Raw genomic sequence first — 6046 nt, 5'->3', positions numbered from 1 at the left:
GTATTGCCGGCGCCGAACGCCGTGCTCCTGATGATCGCCGCCCTGCGATTTCTTCCGCCGGACCCGCCGCGCACCGCACGCCTGCGGCCCGATATCGCCGGCGCCGTCACCCTCGTCGCCGGCATGCTGCTCTTCGTCTTCACCGTCGCCGCGACGGCCGATGCCGGCTGGAACTCGCTGCGCACGATCGGTGGCCTTGCGCTCTCCGCCCTGCTCCTCCCCGCCTTCGTGCTGATCGAGCGCCGTGTCGCCGAGCCACTGATCCGGCTCGGGATCTTCCGCAACAAAAGCCTGGTTGCAGCCAATGTCAGCGCCGCCCTGCTCTATGGCGGTGCCATGGGCTTTCAGTTCCTGATGGCGCTCTACCTGCAGAACCTGCACGGCTGGAAACCGCTGCACATGGCGCTGGTGCTGCTGCCGGCCGGCCTCATGGTCGTCATCCTCGGGCCGAAGCTCGGCGCGCTGATGAACCGCTTCGGCGTCAACCGCGTGCTGATGGTCGGCCTTGTGGCCTTCGTGCCCTGCTATCTCATGATGCTGCGCATCGGCCCGACGCCCGATCTGTGGACCGTGCTCCTGCCGGCTTCGCTCCTCTGGGGCATCGGCTTTGCACTCAGCATCTCGGCGCTGATGGTCACCGGCACCAACGGCGTCGCCGATGAGGAACAGGGGCTTGCCGCCGGTCTGCTCAACAGCGCGCTGCAGGTCGGCGGCGCCTGCGGCCTTGCCGTCGTCACCGCTGCGATCACGCCCGGCACCGAGCTTGCAATGCTCTATCCCGGCGTTGTCGTCATCCTCGCACTCGCCGTGCTGACGTTGCTTGCGCAGCTGATCAATCGCCGCGGCTGAGTAAGCCCGACGCCGGCTGCGGCCCTGCTACAGCGGAGCGCCCGGCAAGCGAACGTGGTCGATCGCCAGGCTGTCCTCGGCGATCGACCCCACGTCCAGCGGCTATTCGAACTTCTCGGTACTGTCCGCCTTGCCCTTCACCCAGTAGCCGGAGGCCTTGAGCCAGGAAAGCGGCAGGCCGCGCTCCTCGACGAAATGGGCGCGGATCGCCCGCGTCACCGTCGCTTCTGCCGCGACCCAGACGAAGGTGCCGGGCTCGAGCGGAACCTGACGCACGACCGCAAGCAGCGCTCCGGGATCGTGCGCTTCAACGAGCGGGCGATAGGCCCAATGGGTGGTGAGCGCCGCCTCGGTGCGGAATTTCTGCCGCTCGTCCAGCCCGGTGACAGCCGCGATGCTGGTGACCTGATGGCCGGCCGGCGTCTCCTCGATCCGCCGCCCGATCGCCGGTAGTGCCGTCTCGTCGCCGATCAGCAGCCAGCGCCTGAAATCTCCAGACACGACCGCCGAACCGCGCGGCCCGCCGATTTCGAGCTTGTCCCCTACGGAGGCCGCCATCGCCCAGGCGGTCACAGGGCCCGCCTCGTGCAGCGCGAAATCAAGCGCCAGCATGCGTGCGTCGTTGTCGTAGCGCCGTGGCGTATAGTCCCGGCGTTCTTCGGTGCCATCGGCGCCCGGCACGAAGACCTTGATGTGGTCATCCGCCCCGAGGCTGACGAAGTCGGCGAGATCCTCGCCGGAAAGCGTGATCCGGAGCATGCCCGGCGTCACCCGTTCAATGCCGGAAACGACGAGCGAGCGGCGCTTCAGCTCATGGCGAACACGCTCGATGCGCGGCTGAGGGAGATCGGAATAGGTGGGAGAATTGTCCATTTGCATCCTTTGGAGGGCCTTGAAAGCTCGATCCGCAGGACACAGTCGCGCAGATCGAAGCCGCTTCTGGCCGTTCGATCATACGCGTTGAGTGACGTTAACGCTTACGTGGCCGGGAGTGGCCCGGTCATGTCACGTTCTAACTATCGGAAGGCCCCGCTTCGATCAATGCGTCATCTTGACTAAAACAGGAAGGTTTTACCAGACAAAAGAAAACGCGCCCGCCGGAGCGGACGCGTTTCTCAAAACAGGAGCGTTCGAGGCCTTAAGCGGCCAGAGCCGCGACTTCGCCGCGCACGAGGTCACCGAGACGGCGGATGCCTTCGTCGATCATCTGCTCGTTGGCGCAGGAGAAGGAAACGCGCAGCGTGTTCTCGCCCGAGCCGTCGGCAAAGAAGGCGCGGCCGGGAACGAAGGCGACCTTGGCGGTCTCGATCGATTTCGCCAGCAGTGCTGCGCCATCCATGCCCTTCGGCAGCGTGACCCAGACAAACATGCCGCCTTCCGGCTTCGTCCAGGAAACGCCTTCGGGCATGTACTTTGCAAGCGCTGCGAGCATCGCGTTGCGGCGTTGCTTGTAGACCCGGTGGATCTTGGCCACCTGCTGGTCGAAGCCGCGCTCGGCAACGGTGCAGATCGCCATCTGGTTGATCGTCGACGAGTGCAGATCGGCGGCCTGCTTCATCAAGACGAGCTTGCGGATCACCTTGTCCGAGGCGACGACCCAGCCGACGCGAAGGCCGGGAGCGAGCGTCTTGGAGAACGAGCCGCAATAGATCGTGCGGGTGTTGTTGATGTCGCCCTTCTTGGCGATTTCGAGCGCCAGGATCGGCGGGATCGGCTCGCCGTCGTAGCGCAGCGACTGGTAGGCCGCATCTTCGATGACGGCAATGTCGAGCTCTTCGGCCAGTGCCAGCACGCGCTCGCGGCCAGCCCGGTCCACGGTCTCGCCGGTCGGGTTGGCGAAATCGGCAGAAAGATAGGCAAACTTGACGCGGCCGCCGGCTTCGCCTGCCGCCTGGCGGTAGGCCTCCGGCGTGCGGTTGCCGTTCGGGTTCAGCTGGTCGTAGGTCGGCTCATAGGCATTGAAGGCCTGCAGCGCGCCGAGATAGGTCGGCCAGGTGACGAGCGCCGTGTCGTTCGGCGACAGGAACAGCTTGCCGAGATAGTCTAGGCCCTGCTGCGAGCCCGAAGTGATGAAGATGTTGTCGACGCCAGCGGGAATACCGAGCGCCGCCATCTGCTTGGCGAGCCATTCGCGCAGCGGCTTGTAGCCTTCGCTGACCGAGTACTGCAGCGCCGCGCCTACGGTCGGGCCGGCAAAGATTTCCGCATAGGCGTCCTTGAATTCCGCATCCGGGAACAGCGCCGGATCGGGAATGCCACCGGCAAACGAGATGATGTCGGGGCGGTCGAGCAGCTTCAAGAGTTCGCGGATTTCCGAGGCGCGCATCCGGCTCGAGCGCGTCGCGAAGATATGTTCCCAATCCAGCATGGGTCGTTTCCTCAGAGATTATAGTGCGGAAAGCGGTTCTCCGCTTCCTCCCGCGTCATTCTAGAGCGCCGTGCGTTCGTGTGAACGCACAAAGGACGCTCTGGTTTTTTGTTAGAGCATCTTTCCGCTTCGAGCGACCCCCCTTGAAAGCAGGATGCTCTGGACGGTGATGCGACAGGACCACGACGGTTAATTTATGTCAATATTATTGACCTAATTCCGTGCTTTTTTCGGGCTTTTGGCCACTTCGAACGTTGCGTCCAGGACCTGACGTTACGTCAGTTCAACCGGAATGCCACGCACTCCGCCGCAATGCAAGCAGAGCCTGACAGGGGAGATCCCTGCCGCTCGCCCCAAGCTGGGCGCACAATCACGTGCCCCGTGATCGTCCTTCATGTCCGTGCGTCCTTCGGGACGGACACCGGCTTGGCGGCAGCAAGCGCACGATACCCCTGCCCCTTCAACCTCGCAGAACGGCGCTTGCGGATGACGTCCTGCTGGGGCCCATCGGATCGGTTCGCCAGCCTATGATCCAAAGGGGCAAATTGCCGGCAGTTTAGCTGAGGAGTAAAATTCCGGCCCTCAATTCGACCGGAGGGACTAGGCTATGAGCAGACTGTTTATCCTGTCAGCTGGCGCGATCCTCGCGCTGGCGCAAGCGGCGTCCGCCGCACCCGCAGCACCGGAAACGCACCCCCTCAAGATCGCCAAGGAGTGCAGCCAGTTCACCGGCGACACCCCGAGCTTCTGCACCATCACGGAGTCGAACCTCGAAGCGATCCCGGCTGGCACCAAGATCCTCTATTATGGACCGGTGGTCGCCAATCCCCTCTTCTCCAGCAGCACCGCCGTCATCTCGGTTGGAAACGGTGACTCGGCGCTCGGATATTGCGTCGTCTACGATACGGCCAAGCCGCCGCTCGGCGCCTGCGCGTTCCATGCCGGCAGCGGCACGCTCGCGGGCTTCCAGGCGATCGTCAAGGTCACGGTCGACGACAAGCAGATCTGGCACTGGGACGGAGACTACGTCCTCGGCACCACCCAGGCGGCCAAGTGAGGCCGTAGGAAGGATCGGTCTCGCAGCAACCGGCCACGACCAACACGACGATTGAGAGCACGGCATTCCGCCGGGCATTCGACCTGTTGCCGCCAGATCGCCCAATGCGCTGTCCCCGCCATCAGCGGGGGCAGGCGCCGCGTCACGTTCTGACCGCAGGTGCGCTGGCGTTGCCTGTGAACAGAAGCCGGAAACCGAGCCCGAGCATGACCGCACCGGTGAAGCGCTGCTGCCAGACGAGCAGCGTCGGAAAACGGTAGAGCGCCTGCCCGACCGTACCCGAAGCGAGCGCGACCGAACCGAGCGAAAGGATGCCGGCAAGCTTCTGCACGGTGCCGAGCACGGCAAGCTGCAGCCACACCGGGCCGGCAGCCGGGTCGACGAACTGCGGCAGGAAAGCGAACATGAAGAGCAGCGACTTCGGGTTCGTCAGGCTGTTGATCGTTCCCTCGCGAACCGCGCGCCAATCGGAGACGTCGGCCGCTGCCAGCCGCTTCTTGGTGGCAGCCTTGCCGAAACTCGACGAGACCATCCGTGCACCGAGAGAGAGCATGTAGGCAGCGCCCACCCATTGCAGCAACAGGAGACCGGCGGGATAGGCCTTCAGCAGCGAGGCGACCCCCAGAACCAGCAGGCTCACCTGCACCACGCCCGCAACGAACACCATGCCGACGACCGTCAGCAGCGCCACGCGGCGGCCCTGCCCGATCCCGCGTGCGAGAACCAGCATCATGTCCGGACCGGGCGTGATTTCGAGAACGAATAGTGCGGCAACGAAGGTCAGGAGAATGGGAAGATCGGCCATCGGAGATTCCGGTTCGGGTCAGCATTCACACGCTTAGCCGGAAGCTTCCGGCCTGTCGATCAGCCGCGCGGTGACGGCGGGCCGACTTTTTTCTTCGCCTGCCGCCATCTTCGTCTAGGGTCTGTACTCAATAGGGATTCCAGGTTCTGCCAAATTGTGATTCAAGGTCTTGGAGTTGGAGGCCTTGATGAAGCAGCGGCAGTTGACCTGGTTGAGCGGTGCGGAGTGGGCTCGGATCGAGCCATTGTTGCCGCGAGGACGCAAGGGCGCACATCGGGTTGATGACCGCCGGGTGATCTCTGGTATTGTGCACATGCTCAAGTGCGGTGCCCGCTGGCGCGACTGCCCTCCTGAGTATGGGCCCTACACCACCGTTTACAATCGCTTCAACCGCTGGAGTCGACAGGGTATCTGGCTCGACCTGTTCGAGGCGCTGACCGGTCACAACGGCATCTGGGGCACGGTGGCAATGGACGCCACTCATATCAAGGCGCACCGCTCTGCCGCCGGCGCAAAAGGGGGGCCTTCGCCCAAGCCATAGGTGTTTCGCGTGGTGGCCGTACGAGCAAGCTGCATGGACTGACCGACGCCCAGGGCCGACCAAGGCTGCTCATGCTGTCGGCTGGCAACATCAACGACATGAACATGGCAGGCGCTTTGATCGAGCGGGCTGCAGGTCGCTTCGATCGGCTCATCGCTGACCGCGGTTACGACACCAACGCCATCCGCGCTGCCATTGCCGCCAATGGCGCCATCGTCGTCATTCCTTCAACCACGAACCGGCGTGCGCCGATCCCCTACGATCGTGAGCTATACAAGGCCCGAAACCTCGTCGAGCGCCTCTGGTGCAGGCTCAAGGATTGGCGGCGCATTGCCACCCGGTATGACAAACTGGCAAGAAATTTCCTCGCAGCAGCTCTAATCGCTGCCACGCTCACCTACTGGTGCAATTGAGTCCGGACCCTAG

General features: G+C 63.9%; 6 protein-coding genes. 3 read left to right on the top strand and 3 right to left on the bottom strand.

Annotated features, from left to right (window positions below; translation table 11 throughout):
• Positions 1-849, top strand: an 849-nt coding sequence (locus I8N66_RS35380) for an MFS transporter (protein ID WP_291164599.1), incomplete at its 5' end; no start/stop codon positions are given.
• Between the two features lie 102 nt (positions 850-951).
• Here the strand turns inward: I8N66_RS35380 and I8N66_RS35375 are convergent.
• Both I8N66_RS35375 and I8N66_RS35370 read right to left on the bottom strand, forming a co-directional pair.
• Positions 952-1722, bottom strand: coding sequence for a siderophore-interacting protein (locus I8N66_RS35375; RefSeq protein ID WP_291164596.1), 771 nt, complete (start codon positions 1720-1722; stop codon positions 952-954).
• 265 nt (positions 1723-1987) lie between these two features.
• The gene (locus I8N66_RS35370; RefSeq protein WP_291164593.1) at positions 1988-3217 is read right to left on the bottom strand and encodes a PLP-dependent aminotransferase family protein; all 1230 of its coding nucleotides are present in this window, start codon (positions 3215-3217) and stop codon (positions 1988-1990) included.
• Positions 3218-3824: 607 nt separating this feature from the next.
• Between I8N66_RS35370 and I8N66_RS35365 the strand changes: the two genes are divergently transcribed.
• Positions 3825-4274 carry a hypothetical protein gene (locus I8N66_RS35365; protein WP_291164590.1) on the top strand — a complete coding sequence of 150 codons (450 nt, stop codon included), beginning with the start codon at positions 3825-3827 and terminating at the stop codon, positions 4272-4274.
• A 142-nt stretch (positions 4275-4416) separates the two neighbouring features.
• On the opposite strand, the gene I8N66_RS35360 is transcribed toward I8N66_RS35365, so the two are convergent.
• The gene (locus tag I8N66_RS35360) at positions 4417-5079 is read right to left on the bottom strand and encodes a LysE family translocator (protein WP_291164587.1); all 663 of its coding nucleotides are present in this window, start codon (positions 5077-5079) and stop codon (positions 4417-4419) included.
• A gap of 187 nt (positions 5080-5266) precedes the next feature.
• On the opposite strand from I8N66_RS35360, the gene I8N66_RS35355 reads away from it, so the two are divergent.
• A protein-coding gene (locus tag I8N66_RS35355; protein WP_291164585.1) for an IS5 family transposase occupies positions 5267-6033 on the top strand; the annotation gives its coding sequence in 2 pieces (ribosomal slippage) (positions 5267-5606 and positions 5606-6033; 768 coding nt in all).
• The last annotated feature ends 13 nt before the right edge of the window (positions 6034-6046 follow it).

The sequence above is a fragment of the Ensifer sp. SSB1 genome (assembly GCF_016652895.1).
GTDB lineage: Bacteria > Pseudomonadota > Alphaproteobacteria > Rhizobiales > Rhizobiaceae > Ensifer.
Note: the sequence above shows the minus strand (reverse complement) of the source record. Positions and strands in the feature narration are given on the sequence as shown.

Coding starts and splice junctions, on each gene's coding strand:
- I8N66_RS35375 (WP_291164596.1), bottom strand. CDS start 1,722: ATGGACAATTCTCCCACCTATTCCGATCTCCCTCAGCCGCGCATCGAG.
- I8N66_RS35360 (WP_291164587.1), bottom strand. CDS start 5,079: ATGGCCGATCTTCCCATTCTCCTGACCTTCGTTGCCGCACTATTCGTT.
- I8N66_RS35370 (WP_291164593.1), bottom strand. CDS start 3,217: ATGCTGGATTGGGAACATATCTTCGCGACGCGCTCGAGCCGGATGCGC.
- I8N66_RS35365 (WP_291164590.1), top strand. CDS start 3,825: ATGAGCAGACTGTTTATCCTGTCAGCTGGCGCGATCCTCGCGCTGGCG.